Origin of the sequence: Paranoxybacillus vitaminiphilus (genome assembly GCF_003259935.1) — a bacterium.
In the GTDB taxonomy this organism is placed as follows: domain Bacteria; phylum Bacillota; class Bacilli; order Bacillales; family Anoxybacillaceae; genus Paranoxybacillus; species Paranoxybacillus vitaminiphilus.
Genome location: NZ_QLMH01000001.1, coordinates 177,257 through 191,658, shown reverse-complemented (window position 1 = coordinate 191,658; position 14,402 = coordinate 177,257). Strand labels below are relative to the sequence as shown.

The 14,402-nt window shown below is 39.8% G+C and carries 20 protein-coding genes; 5 read left to right on the top strand and 15 right to left on the bottom strand.

Annotation, left to right across the window (positions count from 1 at the left end):
• Positions 1-3 precede the first annotated feature (3 nt).
• Positions 4-1,209: a nucleotidyltransferase gene (locus tag B0I26_RS01025; protein ID WP_111643614.1), complete on the top strand. Its 1,206-nt coding sequence runs from the start codon at positions 4-6 to the stop codon at positions 1,207-1,209.
• Between the two features lie 76 nt (positions 1,210-1,285).
• Here B0I26_RS01025 and B0I26_RS01020 read toward each other — a convergent pair whose 3' ends face one another.
• Both B0I26_RS01020 and B0I26_RS01015 read right to left on the bottom strand, forming a co-directional pair.
• On the bottom strand, positions 1,286-2,299 hold the full coding sequence (locus tag B0I26_RS01020) for a SepM family pheromone-processing serine protease (protein ID WP_111643613.1): 1,014 nt from the start codon (positions 2,297-2,299) through the stop codon (positions 1,286-1,288).
• 5 nt (positions 2,300-2,304) lie between these two features.
• Positions 2,305-3,084, bottom strand: a complete 780-nt coding sequence (locus tag B0I26_RS01015; protein ID WP_111643612.1) for a patatin-like phospholipase family protein — start codon at positions 3,082-3,084, stop codon at positions 2,305-2,307.
• Positions 3,085-3,270: 186 nt separating this feature from the next.
• On the opposite strand from B0I26_RS01015, the gene ylbJ reads away from it, so the two are divergent.
• On the top strand, positions 3,271-4,497 hold the full coding sequence (gene ylbJ / locus B0I26_RS01010; protein ID WP_111643611.1) for a sporulation integral membrane protein YlbJ: 1,227 nt from the start codon (positions 3,271-3,273) through the stop codon (positions 4,495-4,497).
• 114 nt (positions 4,498-4,611) lie between these two features.
• Here the strand turns inward: ylbJ and coaD are convergent, their stop codons facing one another.
• The 4 genes from coaD to B0I26_RS00995 all read right to left on the bottom strand — a co-directional run bounded on the left by coaD (position 4,612) and on the right by B0I26_RS00995 (position 7,519).
• Positions 4,612-5,097 (bottom strand): pantetheine-phosphate adenylyltransferase, encoded by a 486-nt coding sequence (gene coaD, locus B0I26_RS01005; RefSeq protein WP_111643610.1) that lies wholly within the window; start codon positions 5,095-5,097, stop codon positions 4,612-4,614.
• Positions 5,098-5,101: 4 nt separating this feature from the next.
• Complete coding sequence (gene rsmD / locus B0I26_RS01000) at positions 5,102-5,671, bottom strand: 16S rRNA (guanine(966)-N(2))-methyltransferase RsmD (protein ID WP_111643609.1); 570 nt, start codon at positions 5,669-5,671, stop codon at positions 5,102-5,104.
• Positions 5,672-5,722: 51 nt separating this feature from the next.
• Positions 5,723-5,875 carry a hypothetical protein gene (locus tag B0I26_RS18155; protein ID WP_181502660.1) on the bottom strand — a complete coding sequence of 51 codons (153 nt, stop codon included), beginning with the start codon at positions 5,873-5,875 and terminating at the stop codon, positions 5,723-5,725.
• A gap of 228 nt (positions 5,876-6,103) precedes the next feature.
• The gene (locus B0I26_RS00995; protein WP_111643608.1) at positions 6,104-7,519 is read right to left on the bottom strand and encodes a hypothetical protein; all 1,416 of its coding nucleotides are present in this window, start codon (positions 7,517-7,519) and stop codon (positions 6,104-6,106) included.
• Positions 7,520-7,702: 183 nt separating this feature from the next.
• Here B0I26_RS00995 and B0I26_RS00990 point away from each other — a divergent pair, with 183 nt between their 5' ends.
• Positions 7,703-8,092 carry a DUF7147 family protein gene (locus tag B0I26_RS00990; protein ID WP_111643607.1) on the top strand — a complete coding sequence of 130 codons (390 nt, stop codon included), beginning with the start codon at positions 7,703-7,705 and terminating at the stop codon, positions 8,090-8,092.
• An 88-nt stretch (positions 8,093-8,180) separates the two neighbouring features.
• On the opposite strand, the gene B0I26_RS00985 is transcribed toward B0I26_RS00990, so the two are convergent.
• The 5 genes from B0I26_RS00985 to B0I26_RS00965 all read right to left on the bottom strand — a co-directional run bounded on the left by B0I26_RS00985 (position 8,181) and on the right by B0I26_RS00965 (position 10,188).
• Positions 8,181-8,438, bottom strand: coding sequence for a YlbG family protein (locus B0I26_RS00985; RefSeq protein ID WP_111643606.1), 258 nt, complete (start codon positions 8,436-8,438; stop codon positions 8,181-8,183).
• A gap of 107 nt (positions 8,439-8,545) precedes the next feature.
• Positions 8,546-8,995 carry a YlbF family regulator gene (locus B0I26_RS00980; protein ID WP_111643605.1) on the bottom strand — a complete coding sequence of 150 codons (450 nt, stop codon included), beginning with the start codon at positions 8,993-8,995 and terminating at the stop codon, positions 8,546-8,548.
• Positions 8,996-9,082: 87 nt separating this feature from the next.
• On the bottom strand, positions 9,083-9,508 hold the full coding sequence (locus tag B0I26_RS00975) for a hypothetical protein (RefSeq protein WP_111643604.1): 426 nt from the start codon (positions 9,506-9,508) through the stop codon (positions 9,083-9,085).
• 51 nt (positions 9,509-9,559) lie between these two features.
• Positions 9,560-9,799 (bottom strand): YlbE-like family protein, encoded by a 240-nt coding sequence (locus tag B0I26_RS00970; RefSeq protein ID WP_111643603.1) that lies wholly within the window; start codon positions 9,797-9,799, stop codon positions 9,560-9,562.
• An 11-nt stretch (positions 9,800-9,810) separates the two neighbouring features.
• Positions 9,811-10,188, bottom strand: coding sequence for a YlbD family protein (locus B0I26_RS00965; protein WP_111643602.1), 378 nt, complete (start codon positions 10,186-10,188; stop codon positions 9,811-9,813).
• Positions 10,189-10,309: 121 nt separating this feature from the next.
• Between B0I26_RS00965 and B0I26_RS00960 the strand changes: the two genes are divergently transcribed.
• Complete coding sequence (locus tag B0I26_RS00960) at positions 10,310-10,678, top strand: hypothetical protein (RefSeq protein WP_111643601.1); 369 nt, start codon at positions 10,310-10,312, stop codon at positions 10,676-10,678.
• Here the strand turns inward: B0I26_RS00960 and B0I26_RS00955 are convergent.
• The 3 genes from B0I26_RS00955 to safA form a co-directional block, all read right to left on the bottom strand.
• Positions 10,665-11,675 carry a CAP domain-containing protein gene (locus B0I26_RS00955; protein WP_111643889.1) on the bottom strand — a complete coding sequence of 337 codons (1,011 nt, stop codon included), beginning with the start codon at positions 11,673-11,675 and terminating at the stop codon, positions 10,665-10,667. The genes B0I26_RS00960 and B0I26_RS00955 overlap by 14 nt on opposite strands.
• 325 nt (positions 11,676-12,000) lie before the next feature.
• A complete protein-coding gene (locus B0I26_RS00950) occupies positions 12,001-12,429 on the bottom strand; it encodes a CBS domain-containing protein (protein ID WP_111643600.1) in 429 nt (142 codons plus the stop codon).
• A gap of 17 nt (positions 12,430-12,446) precedes the next feature.
• The gene (gene safA / locus B0I26_RS00945; protein WP_409991397.1) at positions 12,447-13,022 is read right to left on the bottom strand and encodes a SafA/ExsA family spore coat assembly protein; all 576 of its coding nucleotides are present in this window, start codon (positions 13,020-13,022) and stop codon (positions 12,447-12,449) included.
• Positions 13,023-13,281: 259 nt separating this feature from the next.
• Between safA and B0I26_RS00940 the strand changes: the two genes are divergently transcribed.
• Entirely contained in the window at positions 13,282-13,641 is a 360-nt protein-coding gene (locus B0I26_RS00940) for a YugN family protein (RefSeq protein ID WP_111643598.1), read from the top strand.
• A gap of 306 nt (positions 13,642-13,947) precedes the next feature.
• Here B0I26_RS00940 and B0I26_RS00935 read toward each other — a convergent pair whose 3' ends face one another.
• Entirely contained in the window at positions 13,948-14,250 is a 303-nt protein-coding gene (locus tag B0I26_RS00935) for an Asp23/Gls24 family envelope stress response protein (RefSeq protein WP_181502659.1), read from the bottom strand.
• Positions 14,251-14,402 lie beyond the last annotated feature (152 nt).

Genomic DNA, 14,402 nt, shown 5'->3' with positions numbered 1-14,402 from the left:
CGCGTGAAAGCGGTCGGAATTGTCGTTGAATATAATCCGTTTCATAACGGTCATTTATATCATTTGCAGGAAACAAAGCGGCAAACCGGGGCAGATTGCGTCATCGCTGTGATGAGCGGAAACTTTTTGCAGCGCGGCGAGCCGGCTCTCGTCTCAAAATGGGCCCGGACCCGCATGGCTCTGGCTGCCGGGGTGGATATTGTCGTTGAATTACCTTATATGTTTGCTGTGCAAGCCGCCAAAGAATTTGCCGCTGGAGCTGTTTCCCTGCTTGCTGCTTTGGATTGTGATTATATTTGCTTCGGAAGCGAAAGCGGTGACATCCATCATTTTACTGAAGCGGTAAAAGCTTTAGCAAAACAAGAAGACAAATACAATACGTATTTAAAAAAAGCGCTCAAGACTGGAGTCAGCTATCCAAAAGCCAGTGCGCTCGCTTTCCAACAATTGCAAATTGAAAATCTCGATTTAGCGAAACCAAACAATATTCTCGGTTTTTATTATGTAAAAGCCATTATGGAAGAACATGAGCAAATAACTCCATATACGATTAAACGAATTGCCGCCGGCTATCATGATCAGACGATTTCCGATCCGTCCATTGCCAGCGCGACAAGCTTGCGGAACATGCTTCATTATTCCATCGAACATCTTGAAAAAATCGCTCCTTACATTCCGGAATCGACGAAAAAGATGTTATATGAGTACTATTCTACTTATCGTTTATTTCATCAATGGAACGACTATTTTCCGCTGTTAAAATATCGCATTCTTACAATGGAATTAAACGAAATGAGAGAAATCGCTGATATGGATGAAGGCTTGGAATATCGTTTTAAAGAGGCCTCCATGGAAGCAAAAAACTTTGCGGAGCTCATCGATATGGTGAAAACGAAGCGCTACACTTGGACAAGATTACAGCGCACGTGCGCACACATTTTAACGAATTTTACGAAGCAGCAAAAAGAATCGAATAAAAAAGCAACCTATATTAGGCTGCTTGGCATGAGCGAAACAGGCCGGACCTATTTAAAAACCGTAAAAAAGCAGCTATCACTTCCGCTCATTTCAAAAGTGTCGCTTCTTGAAGACCATCCGATTTACAAACAAGAAAAGAAAGCGGCTTTTGCCTATGCATCTGCGCTGCAAGAGCCTTTGCGCACAAAGGCAGTCAAAGAAGAATACGCGACTCCTCCAATCGGAAAATAAGGAGCTGACCTCACGTACTTTTCGCAGTCCTATATATGATACAGCGGGGGCTGACACTTTGCTTTCGGAGCAGCCCCTATTTCAACGTTTGCAAATAGCGGAGCGCATCATCAAACGTATCGACCGGAACGATTTTCATCTTTGTGCCGATATCTTTTGCTGTTTTTAAAGCTTCCTGGTAATTTGAATTTTTGGCTCCTTTTTCATTCGGGGCAAAAAAGATATCGGCTCCGGCCTTGTCAGCAGCAATAATTTTTTGTGAAATGCCGCCAATTGGACCGATTTCCCCTTTTTCATTAATCGTCCCTGTTCCTGCAATAGTATATCCTTTTGTAATATCTTCTTCAACGAGCTGATTATAAATTTCTAAAGAAAACATAAGCCCTGCTGAAGGTCCGCCAATTTCTTCCGATTCGATTTCAACAGGAGGATCAGTTACAATGTCGCTGTCGGTAACAAGAGAAATACCGATGCCGACCCGCTCCGGATTTTCCGGAAATGGTTTAAGGGCAAGTGGAACCGTTTGCTTTTTTCCTTTTCTCTCAAATGTAATCTTTACCGTTTCTCCTTTCGTTTTTTGACCGACATACTCAATAAATTGTTCCGCAGTTTGCAGCTTTTTCCCATCGATTGCAACAATTCGATCCCCTGCGCGCAAATATCGGCTAGCCGGCATATCGGGCAGAACTCGTATGACATAAACACCAAGAAATTTATATGTAATGGGTTTTCCGGCCTTTTCGTAAGCAACAGCAATCGCTGTTTGTTTAGAATTTTCCATCATGTGCAGCTGCCGCAGCGTGTATTCTTCGTCGCTTTCTCCTTGCTGTTTAATCTCCTCGACCGGATAAAGTTCATAATATTTACGAACTTTTGCTAAAGCATAAGAGATGACATTTGCCCTTCCCATTCTCACCGTTGTTAACATAAAATCTCCATCATCTTCATCTCCATTTTTTACATGAACAAGCGGCTCCAGTTTTTGTGCTGTTCCCGGCATAGTGACATAATAAGGCAATTTTATAAATGTAAGTAACACCGCAATGATGGCACCGATAGAAAACGCAGCTAAGTATATTCTTTTTTTCATTTATGTTATGACTCCTTCCATTTCGCGATCGCTTCATGAATTTTCGTTAGTTGTTTTCGTGTCTCTTCCTCCCCAATAGCGATAATTTCTTCTGTATGCGTAAATGCGCGTGAGCTGAACTGCTCAACACGAGGCCGAATCATCACATCTGAAGCAAACTCACGATGACGTACAAGCTCATCTTGCAAAATGTCAATACTTTGTAAAATAACGTCGAAAATCGAAGAAATTTCTTCGTTCACTTTTACATGAGAAACATCGACAGCAATCACAATATCTGCCCCCATCTCCCTTGCAACAGAAACCGGAATCCGATCAATAACTCCTCCATCTACGAGTAAGCGGCCATCAATTTGTTCTGGTACAAAAATTCCCGGAATCGAAATGCTGGCCCGTACAGCGTCCGCAATCAATCCTGTTCGAAACACGACCTTTTCACACTTTTGCAAATCTGTTGCTACGATGCCAATCGGAATATGTAAATCTTCAATTCGCTTTCCTTTTGTCAATAAGCGAATAAACTCTTTTATACGTCTTCCGGAAATAAGCCCCATTTTCGGAACTGTTAAGTCAATATAATCATTTCGCTTAAACGCTTTTGCAAGTTTATATAAACGCTCAATTCCCAGACCGCTTGCATACAGCGCAGCCACTAACGCTCCCATGCTGCTGCCTGCGATGAAATCAATCGGAATCTTTTCTTCTTCGAGCACTTTAATAACTCCTAAATGCGCAAAACCTCTCGCTCCCCCAGATCCTAACGCCAACCCAATTTTCGGTCGCATCGTTTTCCTCCTTAGCCATTTTTCACCATTTAGGAAGATTTGTCTCGAGAAAATCCTTTTTTAATCTTATGGTCTAAAATGACTGCCTATACTCGTATATTAAACTATATGAAGTTGGACAACGACATTTTTGCCTGCATAAAAGCAATCATTCATAAACGATTCTTTACAGGAGGCAACCCTCTTATGAAAGAAAGAATAAAAACCATTTTTCTTGCTTTATCTGTTACATTATTTGCCGTCTCGCTCATTTGTTATCCGAAGCAATCTTTTGAAGCGTCGATCAACGGGTTAAATATGTGGTGGAAAGTCGTCTTCCCCTCGTTATTACCCTTTTTTATTGTTTCCGAGCTGCTCATTCATTTCGGTGTCGTCAATTTAATTGGTGTGTTACTTGAACCACTTATGCGTCCATTATTTAAAGTCCCAGGGGTAGGCGGTTTCGTCTGGGCGATGGGAATGGCCTCGGGGTACCCTGCTGGAGCGAAATTAACCGCCAGGCTCCGCCAAGAAAAACAAATTTCCGCCATTGAGGCGGAACGGCTCGTTTCATTTACAAATTCTTCTAATCCGCTGTTTATTTTCGGAGCGGTTTCTGTCGGCTTTTTTCATAATCCACAAATAGGGGTTGTGCTTGCATTATCGCACTATATCGGGAATATTTGCGTTGGTCTGCTCATGCGTTTTCATGGCAAAGCGAACCCATCATCTGCACATGATGATTATAAGCGAAAAGTATCCATCCGAGAAGCGTTCCGTGTCCTGCACCGAACAAGACTAAAAAATGAACAAGCCATCGGAAAAATGCTGGGCGACGCGGTACGCTCTTCCATTCAGACACTGTTAATGATTGGCGGCTTCATTATTCTTTTCTCTGTGCTAAATAAACTTCTTTACATGATTCACATAACCGATCGCCTTGCCAATATTTTTCAATATCTATTAAGTATATTCGCTTTGCCGAAAGAGCTTAGCATCCCGCTGATTTCCGGATTGTTTGAAATTACGCTAGGCAGCCAAATGACAAGTCAAACCGACAATGTAGGCCTGCTGCAAAAAACGATCATCACAAGTTTTATTCTCGCATTCAGCGGTTTTTCCGTTCAAGCGCAGGTGGCGAGCATTCTCGCTGAAACGGACATCCGGTTTCAGCCATTTTTCATCGCGCGAGTTTTTCACGGTATTTTCGCAGCCGTTTTTACATATGTATTTTGGAAACCGTTTTATGAAGACCTTCAAGCACACCAAGAACATTCAAAGATCATCCCGGTCTTTTTAACAAAACATTCCCCTGAGTGGCTCTCAAATTATTGGCAGCTTCTCAGCGAATATGGGCCAATGATTACGCTGCTTTCACTTGCTTTCTACGTGCTGCTGCTTGCCTTAGATTGGCGGAAAGAAATAGCGCAATAACGTTAAAAGGCTGTTCCAAAACTAAGTGTCAACCCCATAATACTATTATAAACGAACGGTATATTGTGAAAGGCACGCGAGGTCAGACACTTATATGGATCAGCCCCTTTATTTTCATTGATGCGCAAATTTCTTGCGTAACGCTTCTTCAACAACAGGCGGAACAAGTTCGGAAATGTTGCCGTTATATTTGGCCACTTCCTTCACAATACTTGAGCTTAAAAATGCATATTGGTTGTTGGTCATCATAAAAAATGTTTCAATATTTTCCTCTAATACTCTATTCATAGACGTAATTTGCATTTCATATTCAAAATCAGAGACGGCGCGCAAACCGCGTAAAATCGCATTGGCATTTTTACTGCGGGCATAATCAACAAGAAGGCCTTGAAAAGACTCAACGACAACGTTCGGAAGCGATTTTGTTACTTCATGAAGAAGCTGCATCCTTTCCTCTACCGAAAACAGCGGCTTTTTTGACGAGTTATTCAATACACAAACATATACTTTGTCAAATACTTTCGCACCGCGCCTTATAATATCTAAATGCCCGTATGTAACTGGATCAAAGCTTCCCGGACATACTGCAATGCTCGCCATTCATTCAATCTCCTTTCTCTTCAGCAATATAACCGTAAATCGATACACCTGTAATGCCGTATGTTTCATGCTTTAATTTTGCTAAATTTCCAATATGCTGTGGGAGCTCCACTTCTTCAGCGTGTTCCGCTACGATATATCCTTCCTTTTCCAACAACTCATGCTCATCAATGATTGAAATAAGCGCTTCCAACTCTTTGTTCTTATATGGAGGATCGAGAAAAATAAGTGTAAAACGTATACCGCGTTTGATAATCGCTTTCAGTGCCCGATTCGCGTCGTTACGATATATTTCCGCCTGATTAGATAAACCGCACGACTGTATGTTTTGACGAATCGTTTGGATTGCTTTTCCATCCCGATCAACAAAAATGACTTTGTCCAATCCCCGGCTTAATGCTTCGATTCCTAGACCACCGCTGCCCGCAAACAAATCTAAACCAATCCCCCCATGAAAATAAGGACCAATCATATTAAACATAGCCTCTTTCACTTTATCTGTCGTCGGTCTTGTCGTCATGCCAGGAACAGCTTGCAGCTGACGCCCTTTGCATTTACCTGATATTACCCTCATACATTACTCACCACATCAATAGACTTTTGCCATCCTTATCCTATCATAAACTTAAACAGGACTCCACTCTTTCACGCAAGAAGAGACTTTCCGGAAAAATTCAAATGTAAAAGGTATACAAATTTGTTCATTGGTCATAATGAGTAATGGCAACATCGGTGAAGATGTTGTTGCCAACCACGGAGAAGACTTACGTTTCCCCATAAGTTCTTCCTCCGGTTTCTCCTCTCCCTTTTTTCCTTCTGCTTTTAGGCTCTATCGATGCGCGAGAACCTAAAAGCATAGAAGGAGGGGCTGACCCAAAAGCAAAGTGCAAGACCCACAACACAATATATAGGGCATAACATAGTTAAATGAACTATATATTGTGAAAAGCACGTGAGGTCAGACACTTATGGGTCAGCCCCTTTTTTTATCTTACAAGACAACGCCTCATCTCTCATTAATATAAATCGCCTGATCTCTTTCTCGCACTTCAATGTAAAACCATTCTTGTATCATTTTTTCGCTAATATAGAGCTTATTATCGATTTTATGAATAATGATCGATGGATCATCAAAGCGGTCATTGCCATGCATATAAATGCTCGAATTTACAAAAAAGCGCCAAGAGTTATATCCTTTATTAATAAAAACCGCATCCCCTGACTGACGAACTTGATACCCGAGCTTTGTCATTATTTCGACAAACGGCAGCAGCTTCTCACCATGCCGTGTAATCGGAGAGACCCCTTTAAGCTGCTGTTCGTTTACAAATAATAAAGTATTTTGTTTAAACAAAAGCGGAGAAAGATTTTCTCTCTGACTATTATCAGCAAAAAAAGTGGTCGTTCCATGCCGCACATCGCCAAGTGCGCGGTCGAGGAATTGGAGAGTCAGCTCTTTTCCTTTCTGCTTAAAAACCGCGTCTAAAAATTCCTTCTTCTCTTCATTTGTCAGTTCACGGTTCAATTCATTCGACACTTGTTTCGCCTTTGGCGTCATCGCTTCCTGATTGAGCATCATCGCCGTTAAGAAATCCCACACCCACTCTTGAACAGGCGAATGGAAAGAGAAAAGAGAGCGATAATAAGCACGAACATAATCGGCTTGCACGGAAGTAAAAGACTCTTTTTCCGGCATCACAATTAAAGTTGGCGAAACGTACTTTACACGAACAGGAGATACAACAATCGTTAATGATGGAACATCTGCGATGCGACCTGCTTTTGTTTTCGTCCATTGTCGAATGTCAATCTTCCTGCCCGCATAAACTTCTATGTTTTCCGAAACCGTCCGTTTTAATTGGAACGATTGAAAATAAAGCGGGAACGAAACAATATCTTTTTGTGCCCATGTATAGTAAGTAAAGCTGTCGCGTTTTGTTTGTCCTTCTAATTTTGCTCCGGCAATCCATATACCATTATTTTTGGTGAAATCAATCATTTCTACATAAATTTGCTGCCTTTGCTCGGAAATAAACGCTGCTGACCAGTTCTCAAGCCAAATAACATCTTTTTTTTTCGCTAACGGCAACGAATATTGCATTTCAAGCTCGTCAATCCCTTTCGTCTTTACAAAACGCTTCTCATTTTTACTGTAAAAGACACATTTTTGATTCTTTTCCGACTTGCACGAAAAATTTCTTGCTATATTAGGAATGATGACTTCATAATTGTCTTTTATGATACCGCTTAGACGATGTTGAACTTCAAGAGACTCTCCGTTATAGCGGGCAATGATGTGATGAACAAGAGGCTCATTTGCTTTCGTGCGGATCTCATGCTGATAATCATTCCATTGCGTATAAACAATGCCGCCGCTCACTCCTAAAAGTAATAGAATGGTAAAAAACGCCACTCTCAACATGATGTACTCCTTAATGAAATATTCTTCTACTATCTAAATAAATAATAACAAAAAACGAGATAGGCGTCACATATCGTTTGTATAAATTGTCGAACATTTTTGTCGAGATTTTCATTTTATGAAGAGAATGTTAAAGTATTGAAATAGAAGAACCATGATCATTGCAGAGAAAGGGAGATGAATGTGATTCAACGTTTTATCGAGCTGGGGGAAGGTTATTCTGATATTTATGAATTAATTGAATTAGCAAAAGCAAACCGCCATCGTCTGTCTGGACTATTTGCTTTTCATACGATAAAGAACAGGCAGCCTGTAACATCTTTAGTTGTCGTTTTACACCCTACAGATCCAGGGGATTTCCAACCATTATATATTTGCCGTGAAGGCATTCCACATCCGCATTATAAACCGAACAAACGCTTTGAATTGTTTTCAGAGCTTGCCAATGAGTTAAATCAAGAAATCATTCATTTGGAAGTGAAACCTTCCACCTTTTTTGCCGAGTTGGATTTATATTACCAACATTTAATTGGCATTATGCGGATGAACCGCTTTATTCCGCCGCTTCAATAATTATTTCTTAATAAAAAAGAAAACGGCTGACTCAAGAAGCAGCATTGATGCTCCCGAGTCAGCCGTTTTCTATACTGAACAGCTTTGTTTAATGATATTCTTTCTCCTTATCAGCCTTTGATTCAAATTCAACTTTTAAGTATGGTCGGTACGAAAGTTCAACCTGCTTCACAAACGGTAAAGCAGCAATTTTTTTCATTACATAATCAGCCTCATCCATATTACAGTATAAAACAACATACTTGAGCCGCTTTGAAACGTAGTGGATATTCCCGAATTTTCGTAAATGTTTACTATGCTTTAATGAATATAGCCAAACAATGATTCCTTGACGCTTCGGAAACATAACAAAATCCCCTTTTCACCATTTAAAACGCTACTGTTTGCAAAAATGCAGGAGCTGATGATTACGATTACTGATCGATAATGATAACAAAAAGGGAGGCTTTTGCCTTATGTGCGGCAGCCGCACCCTCCCCCTGCGCCACAGCCGCCTGAGCAGCCTGCAAGCGAATCAAAATAAGGATTGCCTGTCGGCACTTTAATTTGTTCGGACACCGCTTTTCCGATTAATACACTAATTTCATCAAGCAATGATTGAAGAGCATTTTCCGCCCTTTTAAAAGCAGCGACGTTTTCATGTAAATCCAGTTTCCTTTTGACTTCACGAACTTCTTTCATAATCTCATGATAGTCAGGATGGTATTTGCCAAACCGCTGCACTTCTTCGTATTTTTCTTTTAGTTTTATAAAACGCTGAATGATTTCCTGTGCCTCCTTATCATGTTTTAATCTATAATAACAGCGACGATATTCTTCTGCTAATTCTGATTGTAAAATCATTTTTGCCAATTCCTCGGCTTGATTTATTAATTCAAGACGTTCCAATGTAGCAATCATCACGAGTGTATAACACCTCCATATTTTCATCATATCATGAAAAATGGAAACAAAGAAAGAGGCTGTCTCATATAGGACAACCTCCGTTCTTCAGGAAATGTTTACTTCAAATTCATGATATAATCCATATTTGCTTGAATCGTTATGAACAAGTTCAAGGCGAATAACATGTTTACCTTCTGGAAGCCCTTTGAGAATAAACGCTGCTGTGGACACTTCATTTACTTTTTGCCCGTTCACATATAAATCAACATGTCCTTCACCATCCACTTTTTTTCGCTTGCCGCTTTTAAAGCTGAAATTTGTAACAATACATTCAATAAATACATCCGTTCCTCTTACTTGATGCTTTACATTCATCGTTCTTTCATCCGTTTGTAAAAGAACAGGGATGGCTTCGTTCCTGACCATTGCAGGATCTATTTGAAGCTTTGTTTCCGGTTCCGGTTTGTCATTACACGCAGTGAATACAAGCAAAATGATAAACGCTATTATCGATCGAATTAGCAAAGACATCACTCCCTTTACGAATTAGTCTTTGCTATTTTGCAAAAAAATAATACAAGCTTAATCATTCTGACGCATTGATTGAAACATATGAAGCATCAATGAAGCCATTTCCAATGAGCTTGTAATTTTCTCCACTTTATGTGGGATGGTTTGCTGATAATAATGAAGAGCGGCAAGTTCAAATAATTGCACATCACCCGGTTGACGCATTAACTGGCGATACCAGCGCGGCTGTTCACGAATAAATTTTTGCAAGAGTGGTTTCGCTTGAACATACTGTTGCACTTCTTTCCTCATTCCTTATGCTCCTAATCTTTCCGAAACGAAAAAGGGTGATGATTTTGCGCTTTTGTATGCGAATCGTTTTGTTTTCCGCTTTGAAACTGTCCGATAACGTTTTGAATGGCAGAGATCGCTTCCTGAAAATTGGCGATATACTTTTCTAGTTCATTGGCATCGATATTTTTTAGCGATGAAACAATTTTCGACATAAAGTTTGTACTTGGTTCCTCCTCTTTCGCTTCTTTGTACCGTTCCCAAATTTCATCTTCCTCTCCAAACAAATACCAATCCTCATAAAATTCCTTCCATGTTTTATTTCCGCTGCGTACTTCTTTTATCATTTTCGGATGCCTTTTAACAAACTGTTTAAACTGTTCAACTGAAGGATGTAGATTTTTTCCCATCGTACCTACCCCTCTATTTCATTAATGCAAATACCTATCATATACTATCCTTTGCTTCATGAAAATGTGCACCCATTTTCATGAATATTTTTGATAAAATGGATATAAAGGAGGAACAGGCGTGGTTACAGCGATTGTCATTCCTATACTATTTGCATACTTTTACTATTTAACAAAAAAAGAACGAAGAAAATACTATGAAAAATGGACAAAAATTAGAAACGTAAAAGAGGAAGCATGGATAAAAGGCAGCATTATTGACGTTCAAGAAAGAAAAGAACGATATTATCATCATTACTTCATTCATGTGATTGATGTTGTGCTTGATGACGGTTACAAAAAAATCATCGCCAGAACACAACTTCCGGCGACAGATCTGACGGAAAAACCGATTTTCCAGAAAGGGGAAACGATTATTTGTTACGGCCAGTGGCATGACGGGATATTTTTGTTCGAGAAGTTTTTAACGGGTCATTCTACTGAGGTTTAATAAAATTTTGTGTATAATACTTGTCAAACACTCCTACGCCAAGGTGTGTAAATTGTTCATTTAACAATGTTTCCCGATGGCTTTCGCTATTTAACCATCCTTCAACTGCAGCAGCACCATCGACATATTGTGCAGCGATATTTTCGCCGGCGATTTGAAAATTCACCCCTGATGATACTAATCTGTCCTTTAAATCTCCATGAAGCGGAGATTCATGAGAAAAAAACTGGTTCTCTTTCATATCTTTGCTATGTTCATAAGCAGCCTTGGATGTTTTTTCATCCCAGCGAACCATTTCAACACCATGACGCTGCCTAACCACATTTGTGATGTCTAATATTTGTTTCGCATTGGCTAGCTCTACTTTTTTTTGCTCTTTCACTGATAAAAGTTTTGGCGCTAACAGTTTACCGCGATAAACTAATTCATAAGGGCGCATTTTTATTAATGTTTCCGCATCCATAAACCGAACACTTGATACTCTTCCTGTAAACCGATCAACATAAATTTGTGCGTATACATCCCCTAATTTGACAAGCGGTTGAAATGTTAAATCTTCTTCCGATAGTTCAAAGCGATATGTACCGTTCTCAAGAGAAACGGGAATGCTTGAATCAATAGGAATCTTGTTAAAAATATCTTTGATTGGCTGATTAATTTGAAATGGCTTTACATTTACTTTCTCCCCACAAACATATACTGTAACAACACGATTTTTCAATATTCCGATTTGAACATACGTTTGCGGCTGGTGATTATAAATCCACCACTTATAATCATAGGCAGAATAGTCAATACGCACCGGCTCGCCAAATTGTTTTTTTACTTCTTCCGCGCTTTTTCCAATCAGCGACATAATTCCTTGGGATGCTGATGCTTCTTTTTGCAAATTTCCATCTTTTATTTGTTCCTGTTTTTGTTCAGGGCGTGATGAATTTTCAGGAAAAAAATAAAAAAAGCCGACCAATAGCAATAATACAATGAGAAACCATTTCATCGCTTGAAAACCACCCTCTTTTATAATCGTTGCTACTGTCATTATATCCTTGTTTATCTGGCAAAAATACTTAAAATTAAAGAAAACTCGTTAAATTTAAAACTTTATCGACAACAACAAAATCTTGTGGTTGATCAAAAAAATATGTAGCCATCATATATGGACAACAGTACAGTGAATGGCGCGTGAGATCAGTCCACTGATGGATCTTGTCTCAAAAGTAAAGGGTCAGCTCCCTCAACCACGATATTGATGGGCCACAAAGAGAACAACGCCCTTCATTATCGTTATGGTTCAAGAAAGCCAGACCCCTGTGAGACAACCTTTAATGAGTATTATGATGTTGTTCAGATATTTCGCTTAAAGCATGTTTTGCATTTTGATCAGAATAGGAACTAGTTGCTAAATCTCCTAATGAAACGATACCAATTAACTTCCCATTCTCTACAACAGGCAAGCGGCGAATTTGATGTTTTGCCATCAGCTCTGCCGCTTCTTGAACGGAAGCATCCGGAGAAACAGTAACAAGATTTTCACTCATCACATTGATTACTTCATTTGAGCCAGGCCGTTTCTCAGCGATGCCGCGCACAACCAAATCACGGTCGGTAATTAACCCGATTAACCGGCCATTTTCCACAATCGGAATCACTCCTACATCTAAATCGCCCATTTTTACAGCGACTTCATAAACATTATCAAGCGGTGTACAATATTCAATATTGGTCGTCATTACATCACGTACTGTTTGCACAAAAATCGCCTCCTGCATTATTTCCCTATAAACATTTGCGTCCAATAATGTCCGTAAGAACCGCCTCTCGCATAACCGACACCAATATGCGTTACATCTCTTTTTAAAATGTTGGCACGATGTCCCGGACTATTCATCCATGCATTTACTACTTCTTGTGGTGTCCGCTGTCCGGCTGCTATATTCTCTGCTGCTGTCCGGTAGCTTATCCCAAAGTTTTTCATCATCGTAAATGGTGAACCGTATGTCGGGGAATTGTGTGAAAAATAGTTCTTATCCCTCATATCAGCTGATTTATAACGGGCTACCCGGGCTAGCTGCCAATCAATTTGCAATGCTGGCAAGCCATATTTTGCACGTTCTTGATTCGTCAAACGCACTACTTCGTTTTCAATACTTTTCACATCATCTAAGATAGGGATATTTACCTTTTGCCCCGGATAAATTAAATGAGGATTAGGAAACTGAGGGTTTGCCTCAATAATTTCCGATAGACCTACTTGATAGCGAACAGCAATTTTCCATAATGTATCCCCAGGCTGAACCGTATACGTAGTTGTCCCTTGACCGTGCGCCATATGCGGAACTCCCATAATAAGAACAACCACACTAAGCAAAATCGAAATCATTGTCTTTTTCATGTTGATTCCTCCTTTCGTTCCTTAGTTTGACCAAATTCATAAAAAACTCACGAACAAACAAAATTTTTTGTTTCCTCTCATTTCCGTAACTATAGATTGAAAGTTGACCGCTTTCATACTATTATTAATGAAGGGATATTTCTTTTTATTTTCTATTTATCCGAAACATGGTCAATTGCTTTGAAGTTTTTATTAGGAGGGACATTACATAATGAGATTGGAAAATACGGGAATCGAAAATCAAACAGCAGAATTGTCTCAATTAGACGATTTAATGGAAAATCTAGGATTTGTGCGGGCAAGCCAATGGGATTATGATCGGGTAACATATGATCGGAAATTCGAAATAAAAAATGACGTCTACTATTTACGCGTTCAAGGATATGCTATAGAAGGCGATGTCGGTTCGCGTTACGCATTAATTAAGCTCATTACACCTTTACTTGGCAAACATTATTACCCTCATGGGGTTGAATATGGTGAAGGAGAAAACTTCCCGTCTTCATTAGTAAATCAATGCAAAACCATTTTATCACAATTAAAAGAAGACTTAGCTAAACTCCAAGGGTAATCAAGAAAAGCGGAGGCGAGCGCCTAATGCCGGAGGAAAATGTTCTTCCGACGAGAAATGCTTGCATTTCGACGGAGGAAGGTTATTTTCCACTAGGCATTGCGAGTCGAGCTAGACAATTAGAAAAGCGGAGGCACCGTGGTTAGCTCTCGAAGCCAAATGTTCTTCACCCGCAGAAGTGCTTGTCACTTCGAGGGGGAAGGTTATTTGGCACAGAGAGCTAGGTGCCGGAGCTAGACATCAAAGAAAAGCGGAAGCGCCACGGTTAGCTCGCGAATTGTAAACTAAAAAACGCATAGGCTCCTCCTATGCGTTTTTTCGATACACTAAATTTTGAACGGCTATATTCACGCAATCCACTGTAAAGTTCGTCATCGCTTCAATTTCTTCTTTAATGTGCTTTTGCAGCTTCTCACAAACATGAACAATATTTGTGCCATATTTCATCGTCATTTTTAAAAAAACCGTACAACACTCGTTGTCTCTAAAAAAAATATCAATCGATGTATCAGGAAGAACGACTTCCTCATGCTCGTGTAAACACATCATTGTAATCGTAATTAATGTTATGGAAGCCACGTCTGAACGTTTTTTTAAGCGCACTGCCACCTTTTCTCTCCCCTTCACGATATTAACAACAGTCAGCCACTTGTACATTCCTATAACATCTATTATACATTATCATATGAGTTCGATAAAAAATATGACAAAACATGGAGCAGCCTTATGTCCCAACAAAAAAGTCAGACCTCATCTCAAGA